The organism is bacterium (Candidatus Blackallbacteria) CG13_big_fil_rev_8_21_14_2_50_49_14, assembly GCA_002783405.1.
Classification (GTDB): domain Bacteria; phylum Cyanobacteriota; class Sericytochromatia; order UBA7694; family UBA7694.
Window position 1 is genome coordinate 15,364 of the sequence record PFGG01000013.1, and the last position, 18,760, is coordinate 34,123.

The 18,760-nt window shown below is 51.6% G+C and carries 16 protein-coding genes; 10 read left to right on the forward strand and 6 right to left on the reverse strand.

All coding sequences use genetic code 11. The features are described from left to right. Positions 1 to 139 precede the first annotated feature (139 nt). The 9 genes from COW20_03195 (at position 140) to COW20_03235 (ending at position 9,750) form a co-directional block, all read left to right on the forward strand. Complete coding sequence (locus COW20_03195) at positions 140 to 1,369, forward strand: hypothetical protein (protein ID PIW50212.1); 1,230 nt, start codon at positions 140 to 142, stop codon at positions 1,367 to 1,369. Position 1,370: 1 nt separating this feature from the next. Continuing rightward, positions 1,371 to 2,591, forward strand: a complete 1,221-nt coding sequence (locus COW20_03200) for a hypothetical protein (GenBank protein PIW50213.1) — start codon at positions 1,371 to 1,373, stop codon at positions 2,589 to 2,591. Beyond that, on the forward strand, positions 2,588 to 3,421 hold the full coding sequence (locus tag COW20_03205; GenBank protein PIW50214.1) for a hypothetical protein: 834 nt from the start codon (positions 2,588 to 2,590) through the stop codon (positions 3,419 to 3,421). Before COW20_03200 ends, COW20_03205 begins: the two co-directional genes overlap by 4 nt. 2 nt (positions 3,422 to 3,423) lie before the next feature. Then, positions 3,424 to 4,350, forward strand: coding sequence for a glycosyltransferase (locus COW20_03210; GenBank protein PIW50215.1), 927 nt, complete (start codon positions 3,424 to 3,426; stop codon positions 4,348 to 4,350). A gap of 190 nt (positions 4,351 to 4,540) precedes the next feature. Continuing rightward, positions 4,541 to 5,035 carry a serine acetyltransferase gene (locus COW20_03215; protein PIW50256.1) on the forward strand — a complete coding sequence of 165 codons (495 nt, stop codon included), beginning with the start codon at positions 4,541 to 4,543 and terminating at the stop codon, positions 5,033 to 5,035. A gap of 3 nt (positions 5,036 to 5,038) precedes the next feature. Beyond that, positions 5,039 to 6,448: a hypothetical protein gene (locus tag COW20_03220; protein ID PIW50216.1), complete on the forward strand. Its 1,410-nt coding sequence runs from the start codon at positions 5,039 to 5,041 to the stop codon at positions 6,446 to 6,448. Positions 6,449 to 6,467: 19 nt separating this feature from the next. Next, positions 6,468 to 7,628: a hypothetical protein gene (locus COW20_03225; GenBank protein ID PIW50217.1), complete on the forward strand. Its 1,161-nt coding sequence runs from the start codon at positions 6,468 to 6,470 to the stop codon at positions 7,626 to 7,628. Continuing rightward, positions 7,613 to 9,160, forward strand: a complete 1,548-nt coding sequence (locus COW20_03230; protein ID PIW50218.1) for a hypothetical protein — start codon at positions 7,613 to 7,615, stop codon at positions 9,158 to 9,160. The genes COW20_03225 and COW20_03230 overlap by 16 nt, the downstream gene beginning before the upstream one ends. A gap of 98 nt (positions 9,161 to 9,258) precedes the next feature. Beyond that, positions 9,259 to 9,750 (forward strand): hypothetical protein, encoded by a 492-nt coding sequence (locus COW20_03235; GenBank protein PIW50219.1) that lies wholly within the window; start codon positions 9,259 to 9,261, stop codon positions 9,748 to 9,750. 153 nt (positions 9,751 to 9,903) lie between these two features. Here the strand turns inward: COW20_03235 and COW20_03240 are convergent, their stop codons facing one another. The 6 genes from COW20_03240 to COW20_03265 all read right to left on the reverse strand — a co-directional run bounded on the left by COW20_03240 (position 9,904) and on the right by COW20_03265 (position 18,019). Beyond that, positions 9,904 to 10,647, reverse strand: a complete 744-nt coding sequence (locus COW20_03240; GenBank protein PIW50220.1) for a glycosyl transferase — start codon at positions 10,645 to 10,647, stop codon at positions 9,904 to 9,906. Positions 10,648 to 10,667: 20 nt separating this feature from the next. Further along, entirely contained in the window at positions 10,668 to 13,025 is a 2,358-nt protein-coding gene (locus COW20_03245; GenBank protein PIW50221.1) for a hypothetical protein, read from the reverse strand. 126 nt (positions 13,026 to 13,151) lie between these two features. Then, entirely contained in the window at positions 13,152 to 14,663 is a 1,512-nt protein-coding gene (locus COW20_03250; GenBank protein ID PIW50222.1) for a hypothetical protein, read from the reverse strand. A 138-nt stretch (positions 14,664 to 14,801) separates the two neighbouring features. Beyond that, the gene (locus tag COW20_03255; protein ID PIW50223.1) at positions 14,802 to 15,428 is read right to left on the reverse strand and encodes a DNA-binding response regulator; all 627 of its coding nucleotides are present in this window, start codon (positions 15,426 to 15,428) and stop codon (positions 14,802 to 14,804) included. Next, the gene (locus COW20_03260; protein PIW50224.1) at positions 15,425 to 16,612 is read right to left on the reverse strand and encodes a hypothetical protein; all 1,188 of its coding nucleotides are present in this window, start codon (positions 16,610 to 16,612) and stop codon (positions 15,425 to 15,427) included. Before COW20_03260 ends, COW20_03255 begins: the two co-directional genes overlap by 4 nt. 9 nt (positions 16,613 to 16,621) lie before the next feature. After that, positions 16,622 to 18,019 carry a mannose-1-phosphate guanylyltransferase/mannose-6-phosphate isomerase gene (locus COW20_03265; GenBank protein ID PIW50225.1) on the reverse strand — a complete coding sequence of 466 codons (1,398 nt, stop codon included), beginning with the start codon at positions 18,017 to 18,019 and terminating at the stop codon, positions 16,622 to 16,624. Positions 18,020 to 18,311: 292 nt separating this feature from the next. Between COW20_03265 and COW20_03270 the strand changes: the two genes are divergently transcribed. Beyond that, on the forward strand, positions 18,312 to 18,760 hold a 449-nt coding region (locus COW20_03270; GenBank protein ID PIW50226.1), incomplete at its 3' end, for a hypothetical protein.

Consider the following 18,760-nt stretch of genomic DNA (forward strand, 5'->3'; position numbering starts at 1 on the left):
ACGCAGTCCAGTGCTTTTGACAGTCAGCGCCCGACCTAAGCCCCTGTCAGAAAGGATCCCCCCCGCGTCAGAAAATTCTGACAGGCAGCTCAGTCAGTGCCTGATAGGGAGCCGAACTTTTCAAAGTTAGAATCATTTCATGGAGGTGAGAAAAATGCTCAAACAAACCCAAGCCCCACTCAAATTGCTCTGGATTCATGACCGAGCCCGTGGCACCGGAGGCGCAGAACGCTATCTGATGCAGGTGGCCAGCGCCCTGCGTGAAAAGGGCATTGTTTCCAGCCTGCTCTATGGCCCCGGATACAGCGATCCCGATTTTCTTGCCGCGTTTGAATCGGCCTGGCCGGCCCTTGAATTCTCAACCCAAATTCAAAAAATTCAACCTGACCTGATCTATGTTCACCGTTTGCCCCAAGGGGTTCGCATGCAAGATCTGCTTCAATTAGAAATTCCTGTGATGCGCTTTTTTCATGATCACCAACTGCTCTGCCTGCGTGAACACAAATATACGGCGATCGGCCAAAAGACCTGTACCCGCCCCTTGGGCACACATTGTTATACCTGCCCTGGATTTGTTGTGCGTTCTGGAAGCGGAATCAGCTTGCGCAGCGTAGCGGGAATGAAACAGGAATTGGACCTGCACAGGCATCTGGCCCAGGCCGTGGTGGCCTCTGATTACCTGGCCGATCACCTCGTGGCCAATGGCTTTGAGCGTGAAATGATCAGTGTGGTTCCCCTGTTTGCCTCTGCCCCCCAGCCTGCTCAGCCAGCCTTGGGAAAACCTGCGTTTGACCCCTGGCAATTGCTTTTTGCCGGACAGCTGGTTACCGGCAAGGGCTTGGACCTGCTTTTAAAAGCGCTGGTCAAAGTACCTCAGGCCAAACTCTGGGTCGCAGGGGAAGGCCGTCAGGCCGAAAAATACCAGCAGATCTGTGAAGCATTGGGACTGCGTTCCCGTGTTCAGTTTCTGGGCAACCAGAGTGCAGAAGCCTTGAGCCAATTGCAAAACCAAGCTGCCATGGTGGTGATTCCCAGCCGCGCACCCGAGACCTTTGCGCTGGCAGGGGTTGAAGCCATGTCCCATGGCCGAGCCGTGATTGCCAGTGATGTGGGTGGCATGCGCACCTGGTTGAACCCTGGCCAGAACGGTTTACTCTTTCCCAGCGGTGATATCCAGGCTTTGGCCGACGCGATCCGCCAATTGGGCGAAGCCCCTGAACTGACTGCAGAGATGGGATCACAAGGGGTTCTGCTCTGGCAGGAAAAATTTCAGCTCAGCCAACATCTGCAAAAATTGGTGCCGCTGATGCACCGTCTCGTATTTGAATCCAAACAAACCCAAAAATTCAACCTTCAGGAGGCTGCATAAAATGATTCGCCAATGGACAGTATCTGGGAGCCCTGCGCTCGAAAAGAAAATTGACAGGATGGTCGCTGGCTTGCGGAGCAGACTGGCCCATCGCTTTGGACCTGAGGATTACCAGGCGGTGATGATTACCGGGGGCTATGGCCGTGGGGAAGGGGGGGTGGAGGTGAAAAATGGGCAGGAAACCCTTCACAATAACCTGGATTTGATCTGGGTCACTCCCCATGCTGCCAAACTTGATTTGATCCGTGAAAAACTGGAACAGGAAGCCCTTCATTTTCAGCGCAACCACGGCATTGCCCTCGATACCTTCGTGATCGATGAAGCCCATCTGCGCCGTTTGCCCTGCCTGGTCATGCTCTATGATATGCGCCATGGCCACCGCCAACTTTTGGGAAAACCTGGCTATCTGAAAGACATTCTGCGCTATGGGGTTCAGGATATTCTGCCCAGTGATGTGCGCAATTTAATGGTCAACCGGGGCACCTTGCTCTTGATCAACCGCTGGTTGCTGAGTCTGGGCGAGCCTACCCCAGAACTGCGCAAACAAATTGTACGCCATGCTATGAAGGCCATGATCGGCATGGGCGATGCTCTGCTGTTTATGCGCGGAGAATATCACTGGAGTTATCTCGATAAAGCCCACCGCATGCAATTGGCGCTCGATATTCCCTTGAAGGTTCGCAAAGCCTATGACCAGGCCGCGCTGTTCAGATTCAAACCCGATTATCAAGCGTTTGAGAACATCGATCTCACTGCCTGGAATGAAGACCTGATTCAGATGCTGCAAGAGAGTCACCTGAAGTTTGAAAGCTGGCGTTTGGGTATCAGTCAGAAAAGTTTTATGTGGGTGCATTACCCCAAGCAGGTGCTGCGCCACAACCTGGTCGCCGAGTGGCAGCACCGGGGTACCCGTTTACGCCGGATCAAGCATTTTCTCACCAATCAATCCTTCTCCAGCCATTTGAATGCCTTTGAAAATCTCGGTCTGCGCGCCACAGACTCAGCCAGCCTCTTGGCCTTGCTCTTTCCCGTGGTGGCCTATGAATTGACCCAGAAAAACTATATGGGGTTGGTGCGTGAACAACTTCAATCAACTTCTTTTTCCCGTCAGGAATTGCTCGAAGACTATCTGCGGACTTGGGCTACGTATATGGACCCTGCGCTGATCCAGAACATGAAGAAATGGAAAGCGGCCATGCACCTGCAGGAGGTGGCAGCATGATCTGTCTCAGCGCGGATATTCACCACAGCAGTTTGCGTACCGGCAACCAGGCCCACAGTGATCTACCTGAAGTTCAAACCGCCGTGCTTTTCGCCCGTTTGCTAGCCCGTTACCAGGTTCAGGCCACTTATTTTATCAGCGGCAAGACCTTTGCCGAAGAATGGGAGCAACTGGCCCCGATCTGTGATGAGCCCCTGATTGAAATTGGCGGACATACTTGGGATTGTTTTGAACCTCAGCTCTGGCACCGTTTCTGGAACAAAGCCACGGGCTCTTACAATGGCCCCGCCTGGTACCAGAAACGCGATGTCGAAAAAACGGTGGCGATCATTGAAGCCAAAACCGGCAAACGGATTCGCAGCTGGCGCAACCATATGTATATGCATGGCCCCCATACTGAAAAAGTTTTGGCCAGCTGCGGCATTCAGATCTGTTCTGATGGGGTCAAGCGCCGTGCCGTTGCGCCTGAACAGCATGCCTCGGGTATATTAAACTTTCCACTCAATATTATTCCCGATCATGAACATCTCTACCATGCCGAACGGACCCCGGAGTGGGTGGCGCAATGGGTCAAACGCTACGATTGGTCTGACGATTTTGGTTCTGAATCCTATGATATTGAAACCTGGACCGAGATGGTACTGGCGCAGTTAAAGGCCAATGAAGCCCGTGGGATTGTCTCCAACCTGATTCTTCACCCGATTACCATGTATCTCTGCGATGGTTTTCGCAGTGCAGAACGGATTTTGCAATATATTGCGACCCGTTCGCAGGTTCAGATGGGCTCCTTGGCTGAGCTGCATTCCGCTCCAGAAAGTTGGGTGGCCTGAACATGAACACAAGCTCTCAATCTCACCCCCGTCTGAGCATTATTATCCGCTCTAAAAACAGTGCCGAAACCCTGGCTGAAGTGCTCAAAGCCTTGGCTGCTCAAACAGTTCAGGATTTTGAACTGATTGTTGCTGATTCGGGCTCTCAGGACCAAACCCTGGAGTGGTTGGCAGCCTACCCCCATCAATTATTAAAAATTCAAGCCCAGGACTATTTCCCCGGCAAAGTGCTCAATCAGGCTGCCAGTATGGCCCGCGGTGAGATATTGGTCTTTTTGAACAGTGATGTGGTGATGCTCGATCAAGATACGCTGGCGGAACTGCTTGCTCCCTTTGCCAACCCCGAGGTCAAAGCCAGTTTTGCCCGCCAGGTTGCCCGCCCCGAAGCCGATGCCTGGGTCCGGCGTGATTATCTCAAGGCTTTTCCAAGTCAGGGATCAGCCCCTGATTGGATGCGCTATTCACTGCCCTTGGCTGCCATGCGCCGCAGTGCCTGGGTACACATGCCATTTTATACCTGGGCTTGGGGTTCAGAGGATACCGAATGGGGCCAGGGGGCCCAAGCCAAAGGCTGGCAGGTGGTTTATACGCCCCAAGCCCGCGTGATGCACTCTCACAACTATACCCTGCGTCAACTGGCCGGTCGCCGTTTCATCGAAGGCGAAGCCGATGCCTGGATGCAGCAGGCAGCTTATCCCCTGTATAAGCTGCCTCTGCGTATTCTCGCAGACGGCTTGCGCGATCTGAACGCTGCCTTTAAGACAGGCTCTCTTACTGAACTGGCGCTGGCGCTGCCCCGCCGCGCTGTTTTTCACTGGGCCCATCTGCAGGGATGGAAACATGGCTGGCAAAGACTGAAAGCCGGTAGCCAGGAGTCCAGCAAGGGCCAGCAGTTCGTGCTGGAACGTCATCCTGCCGTGCTTCGATAAGCGCCAGGTCTGGGGCACTCCCACCCGATTCAGAATTTTCTGACAGCAAACCGGGGATTTGCCTGAATGGCCCCCACACAGTTTGGGCCTATGCTGGAGATATCAAGATGAAATATTCCAGCAGGAGGAACCGATGCTGAAAGAACTCCAGGCAGATTTGTGTAAGTTTTATGACCAGTGGCCCTTTCAAATGCGTCTGTACAAAGGGCTGCTCCACCCCCGTTTTGCGCCGGTGCTGCTGTTTCGATTGGCCAGTGCATTTTATGCCCTGCGTTTGGGAGTCTTGTCGAAATTTTTTGCGCTGGCCAATCAGATTGTTTTCGGCTGCGATATTGCCCGTGGTGCGAAAATTGGGGGCGGTTTGTTTTTGCCCCATCCCAATGGAGTGGTGATTGGTGCCCATGTGAAAATTGGCAGGAACTGTATTATTCACCAGGGCGTCACCCTCGGTGCGCGGGGCGAAGAACATGAACTCGCCAATCCGATCATCGGCGATCAGGTTGAAATTGCCACAGGTGCTAAGATTTTGGGCGGCGTTCATTTGGATGACTATGCCCGGATCGGAGCCAATGCCGTGGTGCTCAAAGATGTTCCCGCTTATGCTGTGGCCGTGGGTATTCCGGCCCGAATCGTGCGTCAGCGCGCCGATGCCCAAGAACTGCTGGCAACCCCCTCGGCCGCTTGACCGATGTTCAAATATTTGGTCTTTTCAATTGCTTTGGTCTTTCTGCCACCGGTTCTGGCAATGGCCTTAAATCATTCGCTCCGCTTGCGCAGCGCGATCATTCCCCTGCTGGTTTTTTTGACCGTGAAAACCCAGGATATCAACTTCATTTCCATGGAGACCTATAGGGGGACCGCCAAAGGCTTTGAAGTGTCGCTGATTGACCTGCTGGTTTTGGGCTGTCTGGGCTATTTGCTGATGCGCAGGCGGCAAATCAAGCTGACCCTGTGGCCCCCGGGCAGTACGCTCTATGCGCTGTTTTTCTGCTTTTCGGCGCTCTCGGTTGTGAATGCGGCCAGCCCCCTGTTGGTGGCCTTTGAACTGTTTAAAATGCTGCGCATGTATCTGCTTTTTTGGGTTTTCAGCCATTGGCTGCAGGAACCCCAGCAAATTAAATGGTTTTTGCGCTCCGTTGCGATCGTGATGCTGTATATCTTTTACGAAATGCTCAACCAAAAGTACCGCATGGGCATGTGGCAGGCACGGGGGCCCTTTCCCCACCAAAACTCGCTGGTGATGTATGTCAATTTATTCAATTGCATGCTCTTTGCCTATGTGCTCAACCAAAAGCGCGCAAAAGCAATGGTCAGCTTATTTTGGCTGGGTTTGCTGGCCGTTGGCATGCTCTGTACCGTCTTTACCTTTTCACGCGGCGGCATGATGTTTCTGGCCCTGGGCCTGGCGTTGGTCTTTGCCTTTTCGTATACCCCCCGACAAATCAGCCTGCGTAAAACGGTGGTTTTGACCCTGGCTCTGTTGGCCGGCAGTGGCATTGCCTGGAAAGCCAGTGATTCAATCAAAGAGCGCTTTGACACCGCCCCAGAAGAATCGGTAGAGGTGCGGCAGGTCCTGGCGATTGCCGCCCTGCGCATGGTGGTCGACAAGCCCCTGGGGGTGGGCTTGAACAATTGGGGCATCAAGATCAACCCCCCTTACCCTTACGGCGACCATATTCCCCGCAAAGAAAGCAATGACCCCGAAGATGAAGAAGAAAAAGGGGGCTTGGTGGAGACCGTCTACCTGATGACGGCTGCCGAGTGTGGTTGGCATACGCTTGCCCTCTACCTGGCCTTGATCTGGAGTTTTTGCCTGCGTGCCTACCGCTTGTATTTTAAAAGCTCCGACCCGCTGATCAAGTCCCTCAGTCTGGGCTTGGCTGTGGGCATGACTTCGATTTATCTGCAATCCTGCTTTGAATGGGTTTTGAAGCAATCGAATAATTTTTATCAGCTGATGTTGGTTTTTGGCCTGGTTCTTGCCCTGGAACGCTTTCATAAGAGTCTCAGTACCGCAAAGCGCAGGCCTGTCAGAAAAGTCTCACAGCAGAAGCCCCAGCCTTCTGATAGGTCGAAAATCCTGGCTCAGGTACGCTAAAGACACGAGGTGAAAAATTATGCGTATTTTAGTCATCAGCAATTATTATCCACCCCTGAGTGTCGGGGGCTACGAAATCGCCTGTGCCCAGACTGTTGACTGGCTGCGTGCCCGCGGCCATGAAGTGCGGGTTCTGACCAGCAATTGGCGGGCAGACGAAGTGCCTGAAGAAAACCATGTTTTGCGTGTCTTTGAAAGGATCGATTATCAAAAAGGGGGGTATCAGCAGAAATGGCAGACTGAGCAGTTCAATTATCTCAGAACGCGTCAGGAACTGAATGATTATGCCCCAGATCTGGTCTATTTCTGGAGCCAGCGTTTGATCTCCCTGGGGCCCGTCTATGCCGTGCAACGCATGAAGTTTCCCCGGGTTTTTGAAATCGGAGACTTTTGGCCGGATTCCTATCTGAAACCCGGTTGGAAACCCAAACTGAAACGCGAAATCAAACGCTTTCTGCCCGGACTTTTGGGCGATAAATGGAGGCTCGATCCTGTGATTTCTGTCGCCCAGTGGATGGTGCCCGAACTGCGCAGTAAATATGGCAGCCAAGACATTCAAGTGGTGCCCAATGGCTTGCCCATCCCCAAGCAGCGCAACACGCTTCATTTCAATCAGCCCCTGAAGGCTCTCTTTGTCGGGCGTCTCGATCCTGAAAAGGGACTGCATCTTGCGCTGGAAGCACTCGCGCTCTTAAACGCAAAAGGCCTGATCCTGCCCCTGACCGTGGCTGGCCAGGGAGACCCTGAGTATTCTGCCTTTTGCCGCAAAAGGGTATCAGAGCTGGCGCTTGATGATCTGGTCAGGTTTGTAGGCTGGCAAAAGGACACCGACGCCCTCTATGCTGAGCACCAGATTTTGCTCATGCCGACCACCATGCGTGAACCCTTCGGTTTGGTGATTGTCGAAGCCATGATGCGTGGCCTGGTGGTCTTTGCCTCAAATGCCTACGGCCCAGCAGAAATTATCCAAGATCGCAAATCTGGATTTTTATTTCAACCGGGAGACAGCCGTCAGCTTGCAAATCTGCTGCAAGAACAGTTCGCGAACCCTATGAATCTGGCGACCATCAGCCAGCGGGCCCGTGTTTATGCCCAAGATACCTTCGCTTTGGATCGGGTCAAAACCCAAGTCGAAGCCATTCTGTTCGAAAAGGGAGGCCGCGCATGGAAAGCAGCTTAAACAGCAAACAGGCTCAAACCTGGCGCAAAAGCACGCTCAGCAATTATCTGCTGCTCTTTTTACGCATGGCGAGTGTTCTGATTCTGACCCGTGGCCTGTTTCTGAACCTCAGCGCAGAAGATTATGGTTTTTGGGCTTTGCTCTGGTCGATGTTTGGGTATACACTTTTGCTGGATTTTGGATTTGGAACCGCGGTTCAAAAATGGACAAGTCAGACCCGTGTCAATGGAGATTGGGGCCGCTATGGTTCACTGCTCTCTTCTTTGCTGGCTTGTTATGGCCTGATGGGGGGCTTGATTGCCCTCAGTTCCCTGCCAATTGCCTATTATCTTCCCCAATGGTTTCATTTCAGTGCAGATCCCAGACCCTTTCAACTGATTTTTATCCTCTTTGGCGTGGGCAGTGGTTTGATCTTTCCCACGGGACTGGCTGCTGAAATTTTGCGGGGTTTGGAACAGATCCCCCTGCGCAACCGGATTCAAGCCTGGACTTTGCTGGCCCAGACCCTGGGAAGCCTTTTGCTGGTGCAGTTTTACCCTGATCTTTTCAGTTTGACCTTCTGGACGCTTTTGACTACTTTCATCAGCAATCTGCTCATGTTGCGGGGAGCGCTTCGGGTTTTGCCCGAGAATTTTAAACTGGGAAAACCCAGCCGCAAGCTTTTGCGGGAAGTCGCCAGTTTCAGTGTCTATGCCTGGTTGATTACCTTGACCAATCTGGTGATTTTTCGCAGCGATCAGCTGATCATTGGGGCCAGCATCGGCGTCGGGGCGATAGCGGGGTATCAGATTGCCAACCGGCTGGCCGATCTGTTTCGCCAGCTCACGACCCAGGTGCATGATTATCTTGGCCCCCTGGCGGCTCGGGCCTATAGCCAGGGGCAAAAAGAACTCTTGAACCTCACCTTGCTGAATACCAGCCGTTGGGTCAGTCTTTTGGCGGTATTGATGGGCTTGCCCCTGGCCTGGTTTTTACCTGAGCTGCTCAGTCTGTGGCTCAAACTCGACAGCCCCGAGGTGCGTTTCTCGGCTTGGATTCTCTTGGCTTCGATGTTTGTTCAAGTCAGTCTGAGAAGCACCGGTACCCAGGTGCTGCTGATGTGCCAGCGCGAAAAGACCTTGATGTGGGGGGCCTTGGCGGAAGCCGTGCTCAATCTGAGCGTGAGTTTATTGCTGGCCCCCCGCATTGGGATTCTGGGGGTGGCCCTGGGCACCCTTTTGCCCAATCTGGTTTTGGCCCTGAGCTTTAATCTGCCCCTGGCCAGCCGCGCCAGTGGCGTGAGTTTCGCCAGATTTTTTCGCCAAACCAGTGCTTCTGCCTGGTTGGCGGGCGGAATTTCAGCCCTGCTGTTTTGGCCCCTCTCGGCTCTGATGGGCAGCTGGCCCGCCCTGCTGCGTCTCTTGGGGGGAGGCTTTCTCTGCGGCATGATCACGCTTGTAGTTCTGCTCGGCGTGGGGCTGACCCGCGAGGAACAGAAAACACTGCTGAGCAAGTTGCGCTTGCAAAAGCGGGGGATTCTGGCTTCGGTTTAGGTGACGCAGACGCATTTGACGTTTTCTACTTCCAGGTCCTTTTTTCGAATCAGCCAAGGTTCCTTGATCTTTAGATCAGAAACCTTGGCTGATTCTTTTTGTCTGATCTGACTCCAACCTGGTATTTCAACGGCCAGGAAACCTCTAAATACTGGAACCGCGATAAGCAGGGGCAGCAACAGACTGAAACAAAAGTAGCGACGCCTCAGCTTCAGGAACTCTTGGCGACTGTAAAACCAGATGTTGTGGTGGTCACCATGGGGGGGAATATGATTGCCTCCAATGCCTCTCAAGCGGATGTGACCTTGCAGGTCAGCCAGATTGGCAATGCTGTTTCTGCCTCTGGTGCTGAATTGGTTTGGGTGGGCCCGCCCAAATATGATCCTCAAAAACGAAGCCCTGCATTGGTAGAACAGTTTTATCAAAAGCTTGAGCATATTGTGCCAGAATTTGGTTCTTTGATAGACTCCCGAAAATATGTGGAGACCTGTGCCGGTAAAGACGGGCTTCACTATTCAGGTAAAAACGGGGAGCGCATTGCCAGACAATGGACTCAAGGGGTCTTTGGCGAAATTCAGAAATTGGATTAAGTCGGCTGTGCGCCGAATTTTTGCTGTCAGATTTGAACTTCACTTCGAATTAAAGATCTAAATTGGAATTCCTGAGATACGTGGTGCATGCTAAGAAACCCAGTTTGGAATTGAATCTTCCAAACTGGGTTTCTAAATGTTCTCAGCCCTTCGCTAATACGCTCCTCGCCCGCTAAAGACTGCCCGCACGGTTTTGAGCAGCAAGATGAAATCCAGTTTCAGGTTCTGGCGTAGAATATAGTCCTGATCCATTTGCACCTGGCGATGAAAGGGAATTTCGCTGCGCCCACTGACCTGCCAGATACAGGTCAGCCCAGGGCGTATGTCCAGGCGTTTGCGATCTTCAGGGCGATAATCCTGAACCTCACGGGGGACCGGTGGACGGGGGCCGACCAGGCTCATATCGCCCCGCAGCACATTCCACAGTTGCGGCAGTTCATCGATGCTCAAACGGCGGATGATCCGACCCACACGGGTAATGCGGGGATCCCGGCGGGCCTTAAATATCACCCCATCTGAAGATTCGTTTAAGTGGGTCAGGCTGTCTTTTAAGGCTTCGGCATTGCGCACCATGGAGCGAAATTTATAAAATTGAAAGACCCGCCCAAACTGGCCCACCCGCTCTTGGGAAAAGAGCACAGGGCCGCGATCTTCCAGCCAAATTGCCAGCGCTGTGAAAATCAAAAGCGGCGAGAGCATCAGCAGGGCGGCCAAGGCCCCTAAAACATCGATGGCGCGTTTCAGGAAAGTTTCGCAGTGCTGCAAAAACAAAGTTTGGGTGGGCAGCAGGTGACGTTCCCATTTCACACCGAGGTAGCGTTGCTCAAGCTTTTTAAGCTCCTGTGCAGACAGTTTGGGATGGGCTTGGGTTTTATTGGGTAAAAGAAAATTTTGCATTGACGGCTCTCCTGATCTTTCTATGAATTGATGGGGGCAATGAAGTTTTGTGCCAAAGCAGGGGCTGTAGATTTTTGCGGCAAGAGTTTCTCGTAGAGCGTTTCGTAAATTTCAATCAGAGCCGCATAGGTATATTTTTGGCGCACAAGTGTCTGGCCCTGCGCAGCCATTTCAGGGAGTTTTGCCCGCTCAAGATAGGCCGCTTGCATTTTTTCTGCCAGAACCTTCAAATTTTGACTGGGAAAGACATAGCCATTGACACCCTCGATCACCAGGTTGGGATCGACGGCATCACTTTGCAGAACAGGAATACCTCCCATCCAGCTTTCCACGACCACCGCCCCCGAGTTCATGAACCGCACAGGGATGACATGAATTTGCGCGAACTGTAACCAACCCAGCGCTTCTTCGCGTTCGACCATGCCAGTGAAAATGACACGATCTTCAAGCCCCTTGGCACGGATTAGGGCCTGCATTTTGGCGAAATATTCGGGTTCATAGTCACTGCGCCCAACAAATACCAGACGACTTTGGGGAAGATCGGCTTCAATAAAGGCCTTAAGTGCCAAATCCTGACCTTTGATGGCAGAAACCCGTCCCAGGGATAAAAATACAAATTCGTCGGGCTGAATTCCATATCTGCTGCGTGGGTCAGGCATTTTTAAATTGAATTCTTCAGGCAGAATCGGTACAGGGGAATAAGCTACCTGCGCGTTAAAGCGTTTGAAAAAGGCAAGTTCACGATCAGAAATGGCGAAGATGGCATCGAGCAGGCGCAGAGCCAGGCGTTCTTTTAAACCCGGTTGGTGCTGCTTGAGAATATCAGGCGTGAGTTTTCCGCTGGGAATCAAAGCGGCATAGTCGAGATAGTCAAAGGAACACAAAACGGTTTTTTTACCTGAGAGTTTAGCCGCTGCCAAAGCCAAAAAATTATTGGGATTCAAGGCAGGAAACAACTGCACGATTTCATGCTTGCCTGTCAGGATTTTCCAAAACAGAGAAGGGCAGAAGGTTTTGGCCTGAATATTGGGTAATTTTTTTGCCAAACGATCTTTCAGCCGCCAGGTGGCAAATCCATGTGTGTATTCAAAGGTGGGTTTGTCAATCCGGCGAGGGCAATAGACAGTGACCTGATTGTGCTGGGCCAAAGCCTTGGCCTGGTGATAGATATTGATTTCGGCCCCGCCGATTTCTGGAAAAAAACGGTTGGTGACAATGGCGATCCGGTGGTGTTTGGCAGAGAATTCCTGTTCAAGGGCTGCATAGAGAATTTGAGCCACCTGATGGGGTGAGTAAAGCGCTTCGGCTTCCTGCTTTAAACGTTGGCCCAGCGCCATTCCCTGAGCGGGCTCCGCTAAAATTTTGATGACCTGATCTGCCAAAGCACGGGGGCTTTCGGCCAGGGCCAAAGCCTGAAGCTTCAGCCCTTCTGCGCCCAAACGGGTGGTCACCACAGGGCGTGAACAGGCCGCTGCTTCAAGAATACGGGTGCGGGTGCCGGAAGCTACGCGTAGGGGCAAAAGCACACAGCGGGCAGCTGAAATTTCTGCGGCTATATCTGTACAGGCTCCGATGATGTCCATCCGGGGCTGGGCCTGATAGATCACGCTCGGACGCTGGCCGACAATCCGAATGCGCAGGTCTCTGCGAATCAGCTCAGGTTCCAGTAAGGGGTAGATTTCATCTCTGAGGTATTGAAAGGCATTGATATTTGCTGCTGAGTCCAAAGTGCCAAAGAAGAGAATATCTTTGCCCAGGACAGGGGTTTGTGCTGACACCGGTGCCTCTGGCATGAAATTGGGCAAAACCTGAAAGCGCTCGGTCTGCAGGGGTGAATGCGTGGCCAAGACCGCATCTCTTTCCTGCGGGTTGCTGAAGAAAAAAGTATAGTCTTTGGCAAAAAGCTTGCGCTCAAAGCCTTTGAGCTTTTGATTCTGAATCCAGTAATAGCGGTTTTTGAGTTGGGGAGATTGTTTCCAGGCCAATTCTGAAAGTCGCGAAAAAACCATGTCAATATCCATCAGGATTTTGACATGGGGCAAGACCTGCTGCGCGATCTCAGCCAGGGCGGCAGGCGCCGCGAAACGCAGAACGATGGCATCATAGCGGCGAGTTAGTAAGAGGTCTTTAAAATCTTGAAGTGTTTTCTGATCAAAACGATAAAGGGCCTCGGGGTGCAGACCTTTGCCCTGGTGGTAGGGCAGGAAATGGATTTCCTGGGCCTCGGGATAGTTTTCCTGGGCTTCAGTTTCGCTGCTTAAGAGCAAGAGATCGCACTTATAGCGAGGGGTCAGGGTTTTCCATAAAAAACGACTGCGGTTTTTGTCTCCCCCTGCCTGTGTGGCGAAAGGGCGGTCGATATACAGGATAGTTTGCATTTTTTATTCTTCCTCCTGGGCTTTCTTTTAGCATACGCTGGCCCCGACAAGGCCTCTATCAGAGGGGGGCTGCAGTCAGTGTAGGAATTTTCTGAAGCCTTGAAGGCAGTCGTTGAGTCTCGGTTTTCAGCCCTTGAGAGCGACTTTTTCCTGAACACGCGAGAAGAGCATGACCGCCAGATTGGAGCCTCCCTCACGCTTTACCTCAAAGCTTTGGCAAAGTTTGTCGATCAACCACAGACCCCGTCCTGAATCCTGCATCGGATCAATGGCCTCTGGACAGGGGGGCAATTCCCAATCTGGGCCAAAATCGCGAATTTTTAATTCTAAGCTTTCTGCCGAAATCGAGGCTTCGAGATCGATGGTCTGGGTTTGGCCGTGAATGACGAGATTATTGGCATACTCCAACCAGGCCAGGGCTATTTCCTGACTGTTAAAAGCCAGTTCTTGGGCTTGAAGCCAATCTGTCAAGGCATACATTTCTGCTTCTACCTGGGAGAGACTGGCTGGGATGCTGTTTTTTCGCACGCGCATCTGAAAACCGATTGCCAATAGACTCACATCGTCTTGAAAACCTTGTCCGCGCATGCGCTCAGGAAGTTCACGGCAGAGGGCCTCTGGGCTCAGGGCAGCGTGTTCTGCCGCTCTTTGGGTCAAGCGGGTAAAGGCTGAAACCTCTGAGATCTGGTGTTCAAACAATCCGTCACTGCAAAGCAGGAGCCGATCCTCGGTCCTCAATTGCCAATGGGTTTCCATTTCCGGGTGGATCGTTTCGATGGGTTGAATCCCAATTGGCATCGCACCTTTGTCGGGTTGATCCAAGAGCTGTACCTGGCCCTGACGCAAAAGCAGGCCGGGCGGGTGACCTGCATTGCAGAGAGTGAGTTTGCCAGTTTGCAAGTTGAGATGCCCCAAGATCAGCGTCAGGTAATGTTGTTTTAGCAAGGGATTCATATGCAGAGCCAAACCTCTCATGATTTGCCAGGGCTGGGTTTCACCCGCTTCAAAAAGGGTATCCAAATGGGTTTTAATGGCGGCAACGAGCAAGGCGGCATGTACGCCATGACCGGATACATCGCCTAAATAAAACAGATAGTTTCCTGATTCAAGTTTTTTGATGTCGAGCAGGTCACCACTGACCGTTTCAAGCGGCAGGTAGGTATATCCGATCTGCACAGCGGGGTCTTGGGTGAGTTTGGGTAAAAACAATCGCTGTACCTGGCCTGCCAGTTCGCGATCCGCCTGTAAAGCCTGATTTAATTTTTTAATCGCGCGCAGATGGCGTTGGGTGTTGATAATGCTTGAAACCCGTGCCAATAATTCCCTTTTGTTGAAGGGTTTTAGAACATAGTCCTGTGCGCCCAGGGCAAATGCTTCAGCCAATTCGCCTGAGCTGGCCGTTAACATAATAACAGGAGGAGACTGGGGCTGGGCTTTGAGCAGGGCCAATACTTCCATGCCTGTGATATCTGGCAGTTGAATATCCAATAGAACCAGATCAATGGCTTCTTTGCGCAGGATTTTCAAGCCTTCTATACCAGAACTGGCCAAACTGACCTGATACCCCGCCTGGTGTAAAAACCGATCGATGAGGATGCCGGTATCAGGATGATCTTCGACGATGAGGATATGTTCCATCTTCTCCACTCCAGAAACGCATCAAAGAGTATCCCAAATTTTGCAAAGGGAAATGGGATCTGTACTCAGTCAATCATTTTTGAGCATAAGACCCTATCAGGAAGTGAGAAGATGGGGTGTCAGAAAATTCCGACAACCTCAGATCAAATTGTTTTCAATTGCATAGTGAATAATCGCCGAACGATTGACAAGGTTCATTTTTTCCAGAATTCGGCTTTGATAGGTACTTACCGTTTTTTCACTCAAAAAGAGTTCGGTTGCAATTTCTTTGTTCTTATGGCCTGCAGCAATCAGACGAAAGATTTCAAATTCCCGGTCGCTCAAACGCTCATGGGGAATATCTGATTTCTGACCGATATCCATGACCAATTGCTCAGCCAGGCTTTCGGTGATATAACGGCCGCCTTTGGCAATTTTACGCAAAGCGGCAACCAATTCTTCTGAAACAGAACCCTTGTTCAAAAAACCTGCGGCACCGGCTTTGAGCATGCGGGTTGCATATTGTTTCTCAGAGTGCATGGTCAGGATCAAAACAGGCATGTGTGGCCATTGTTGTTTGATTTGTTTCAAGACTTCAAGACCACTTTGGTCGCCGAGGTTGATATCCAAAATAACCAGATCAATTTCTTCAGACTCAAGTTGGCGAATCGCTTCATAGCCGCTGTCGGCCTCTGCTTTAACGGTCAGATCGGGCAGGCCCGATAAAATTTGTTTGAGCCCTTCTCTAACGATGGCATGATCATCGGCAATCAAAATTCGAATCATTGGGGATCCTCCAAAGCGACTGTGACATAAATGGTTGTTCCCTGGCCAGGGCTGCCGCTGATACGCACTTCGCCATTCCAAGACAGCAGACGTTCGCGGATACCCATCAGCCCCAAAGAGCTGGGATGCTCGATTCGATCAGGGGGGATGCCTTTGCCATTGTCGACGATCTCCAGCCGCAAAGTCGAATCCTGCGCTTCAAGCAGAATTCTTACGTTCTGGGCTTCAGCATGGCGCATGACATTGGTCAGCGATTCCTGACAAATTCGAAACAAGGGCGTGGCCAGATCTGAGGGAATATCCAGATCTTCTGGCATAACATCGAATTGCGTATGAATGCCTGTGCGTTCCCCAAATTCCTGTACCAACCATTCCAAAGCATCGACCAGGCCCAGATCATCGAGTAAACCGGGGCGCAGTTCGGCACAAATGCGCTGAATGGTGAGTATGGTATCGCTGACCAGCGGGATCATGCGTTGGATTTTGGCGTGAAGCTCAGTCTGTTCCTGGGGTAAATTTTTCGCCAACCAACCCAAATCGAGTTTCAGGGCGGTCATGGCCTGACCTAATTCATCATGAATTTCGCGTGAAATGCGCTTTTGCTGGTCTTCTTGAATCGAGAGTAAACGGCTGGCCAAGGCACGCAATTGATCGCGGGTTTGAGCCAAAAGCGCTTCTGCAGTGCTGCGCTGTTGAATTTCATCTTGCAAAGCCTGAACCGTGTCTGAAAGCGCTTCGGTGCGATCAAGCACTCGCTGTTCAAGTTCTAAGTGGTATTGTGCCAGGGCATTTTCTGCTTTGCGGCGTTCCTGTAGATGATGAACCTGTTGTTCCGCTATTCTGGCTCGCACTTCGAGCAATTGCATATCGATGGGTTTGGCGAGATAGTCATTGGCACCGGCAGCCAAGACCTCCAAAAGATCTTCGCGGGCATCTCGGGCGGTAATCACCCAAATATACAGGTATTCACTGTTCGGTCGTTCACGCAAAAGCCGACAGAGTTCGAGACCACTCATGCCGGGTAAAATCCAATCCAGAATCAGAAGATCAAAATGATCTTTTTGGATGAGTTCCCAGGCTGCTTCAGCACTTTCAAGACTTGTGACCTGGTAACCATAGCGGGTCAACTTCTGTTGAAACAGCAAACGCAGACTGGGATCATCTTCAACCAGGAGAATCTTCATGAAAGCCTTTCAATTGCGCTGGTAACGGTCCTCAAAGCGCACGATATCGTCTTCGCCTAAATAGGGGCCAGATTGAACTTCAATCAATTCAAGATCAATGGTACCAGGGTTTTCTAAACGATGCACGCTGCCCAGGGGAATATACGTGGATTGATTTTCGGTCAGAAGAAAAGTCTCATCGCCCCGTGTGACCTGGGCTGTTCCTTTCACCACAATCCAATGTTCGGCACGGTGATGGTGCATCTGTTTCGAGAGGGCCTGTCCAGGATGGACGGTGATGCGCTTGACCTGAAAGCGTTCTCCCTGATCCACGGTTTCATAAGCGCCCCAGGGTCTGGCCACCCGGCGGTGGTTTTGGGCTTCAGGGCGATTCGCTTCCCGCAATTTGCCCACCAGCTCCCGCACGTCTTGGGCATGATCCTGGCTGGCGACCAGCACTGCATCAGGGGTTTCGATGACCAAAAGATTCTCAACACCCACGGCGGCAACCAGACGGCCACTGCTCTGCAGGAGATTTCCTGAAGATTCAAGCGAGATCACATCTCCCTGACAGGCATTGCCATGGGCATCTGTGGGATAAAGTGCCTTGAGCGCATCCCAGGAGCCTACGTCTGACCAACCCGCTTTTAAGCCAAGCACGGCGCCACGGCGGGTTTTCTCCATGACAGCATAGTCGATTGACCGTGCAGGACAGGCGGCAAAACTTGTGCTTTCAGGGCGGAAGAAATCTGCATCAGTTTTTCCTTGGGCAAAGGCTGTCTGGCAAGACCTTAAGATTTCAGGCGCATAGCGTTCGATCTGCTCGATCCAGGTTTGGGCGCTGAGCACGAACATGCCGCTGTTCCAAAGATAAGTTCCCTGTTCCAGATATTGGCGTGCAGTGGCTTCATCCGGTTTTTCGACAAAACCCAAGATTTGCTCTCCATCTGCATGGATATAGCCATAGCCTGTTTCTGGACGTTCGGGAACGATTCCGAAGGTGACAATCCGATCTTCCTGAGCCAGCTCTGCTGCTTGGGTCAATCTGCTACGAAAGGCTGCGGGGTCTTGCATGGCATGATCGGAAGGCATGACCAGCATGAGGGCGTCGGGTTGATGGGCTTGTACCCAAAGTGCGGCCAGGGTGAGTGCAGGTGCAGTATTGCGTGCCTGGGGTTCAAGCAGAATAACAGCAGGGGTTTGGTTCATTTGACGCAATTGATCACTGACCAGAAAACGGTGTTCCTCATGGGTGACAATCAAAGGGGCTTGCACGCCGTTTAAGCCCTCTAAACGCTGAAGGGTTTCCTGAAAGAGGGAGCGCTCAGATTGAAGGGTTACAAATTGTTTGGGAAAATGCTCACGGGAGAGGGGCCAGAGTCGGGTGCCAGAGCCCCCACAGAGTACAACAGGAATCCATTTTTGCATTTAATTTCTCCTTGCTTTCAGTTGCATATGCGTTCTGAGCTTTTTAAGTCTGGGCTGGGAAAACGCATTTCATTCCCTGGGCCATATCCTTATTATTTAACAAATTCATTCAAGCAGTTATCAGTCTTTGGCGTTTATGATTGTAAGAATTTACCTACAGCATTCCACAGCCTATTGTTTCTCAATTATTAGGAGTTGATTAAATCAGCACGCATGACTCTTAACTCACTCTATAATAGGTTTATACCCAATTTTTCCAAAATCACGAAATTCTGTTTGAGGAGCCGCCTGGATGCCCAATATTCATAATTCGAATTCTCCTATCACCGTTCAACCCCAGACCCCCCTTTCTTTTCCAGCGCAAACTTCCCCTGTACAAGCGAATACGCAGGAACAGACTCCGGCTGCAGCGACTGCCCCCAAGGATCAATTCAATTTGGGAAGTTTGAGTGGAACTCAGACCAGCCCTCATTTTACGGAGTATCAGGTCAAACGTGGGGATACCCTGAGTAAGATTGCCCAAAAGCAATGGGGCAGTTCTGAAAATTATCTGGATATTTTTGAAGCCAATAAAGATGTTTTACGAAATCCCAACGATTTGCATATTGGCATGACCCTGAAAATTCCTACGCCTCCCAACAGCGTCGACTTTCCAACAGGAACCCCAGCAGCCGAAACCCCAGCAGCTGAAACCCCAGCAGCCGAAACCCCAGCAGCTGAAACCCCAGCAGCTGAAACCCC

Excerpts from the sequence above, each read along its gene's own strand:
- COW20_03225 (PIW50217.1), top strand. The coding sequence starts at position 6,468 with ATGCGTATTTTAGTCATCAGCAATTATTATCCACCCCTGAGTGTCGGG.
- COW20_03195 (PIW50212.1), top strand. The coding sequence starts at position 140 with ATGGAGGTGAGAAAAATGCTCAAACAAACCCAAGCCCCACTCAAATTG.
- COW20_03200 (PIW50213.1), top strand. The coding sequence starts at position 1,371 with ATGATTCGCCAATGGACAGTATCTGGGAGCCCTGCGCTCGAAAAGAAA.
- COW20_03265 (PIW50225.1), bottom strand. The coding sequence starts at position 18,019 with ATGCAAAAATGGATTCCTGTTGTACTCTGTGGGGGCTCTGGCACCCGA.
- COW20_03250 (PIW50222.1), bottom strand. The coding sequence starts at position 14,663 with ATGGAACATATCCTCATCGTCGAAGATCATCCTGATACCGGCATCCTC.
- COW20_03245 (PIW50221.1), bottom strand. The coding sequence starts at position 13,025 with ATGCAAACTATCCTGTATATCGACCGCCCTTTCGCCACACAGGCAGGG.
- COW20_03255 (PIW50223.1), bottom strand. The coding sequence starts at position 15,428 with ATGATTCGAATTTTGATTGCCGATGATCATGCCATCGTTAGAGAAGGG.
- COW20_03220 (PIW50216.1), top strand. The coding sequence starts at position 5,039 with ATGTTCAAATATTTGGTCTTTTCAATTGCTTTGGTCTTTCTGCCACCG.
- COW20_03260 (PIW50224.1), bottom strand. The coding sequence starts at position 16,612 with ATGAAGATTCTCCTGGTTGAAGATGATCCCAGTCTGCGTTTGCTGTTT.
- COW20_03205 (PIW50214.1), top strand. The coding sequence starts at position 2,588 with ATGATCTGTCTCAGCGCGGATATTCACCACAGCAGTTTGCGTACCGGC.
- COW20_03230 (PIW50218.1), top strand. The coding sequence starts at position 7,613 with ATGGAAAGCAGCTTAAACAGCAAACAGGCTCAAACCTGGCGCAAAAGC.
- COW20_03240 (PIW50220.1), bottom strand. The coding sequence starts at position 10,647 with ATGCAAAATTTTCTTTTACCCAATAAAACCCAAGCCCATCCCAAACTG.
- COW20_03210 (PIW50215.1), top strand. The coding sequence starts at position 3,424 with ATGAACACAAGCTCTCAATCTCACCCCCGTCTGAGCATTATTATCCGC.
- COW20_03215 (PIW50256.1), top strand. The coding sequence starts at position 4,541 with ATGCGTCTGTACAAAGGGCTGCTCCACCCCCGTTTTGCGCCGGTGCTG.